The following is a 609-nucleotide window of genomic DNA, read 5'->3' as shown; positions in this document are numbered from 1 at the left end:
CCGGATTTTTCGCCGTGAGCGGCGGTACGATGACCAGCTTGCCTCCGTTCAGCAGCGCTCCGTACATTTCCCAGACGGAGAAATCGAAGCAGAACGAGTGGAACAGCGTCCACGTGTCGGACGGCCCGAAGTCGAACAGGTTCTTGTCGTTGAACAGGAGCCGCACGACGTTCTTATGCTCGATCAGCGTTCCTTTCGGTCTGCCGGTCGTTCCCGACGTGTAGATGACATAAGCCAGGTTGCCCGGCCCGGAAATCGGCTCCAGGTTCGAAGCGTCCAGCGCATCGGCGGCGTCCGCCCCTCTGTCGCCCCAAACGAAATCGTCCAATTCGAGGCGCGTTCCTGCGAAGTCGGTCTTCTCGTGCAGATGCTTTTGAATCAGCAATAACGGCGCGCCCGAATCCTCGATCATGAAGCGGATGCGCTCCTCCGGGTAGTCGGGATCGACAGGCACGTAGGCTCCGCCCGCTTTGAGAATCGCCAGAATGCCCACAACCATATCGAGCGAGCGTTCGGCCAGAATCGCTACCAGCTGGTCCGCTTCTACTCCCGTCTCCCGCAGCTTCCGCGCAAGGCGGTTGGATCGCTCGTTCAGCTCGCGGTAGGTCA

1 protein-coding gene is annotated in these 609 nt (G+C 60.3%); it reads right to left on the bottom strand.

The window, feature by feature from the left end; translation table 11 throughout:
• Positions 1-609: AMP-binding protein (locus GRP75_RS28860; RefSeq protein ID WP_160791104.1), on the bottom strand; the 609-nt coding region annotated here is incomplete at both ends.

Origin of the sequence: Paenibacillus sp. OT2-17, assembly GCF_009827695.1 — a bacterium.
Classification (GTDB): Bacteria; Bacillota; Bacilli; order Paenibacillales; family Paenibacillaceae; genus Paenibacillus; species Paenibacillus polymyxa_B.
Note: the sequence above shows the minus strand (reverse complement) of the source record. Positions and strands in the feature narration are given on the sequence as shown.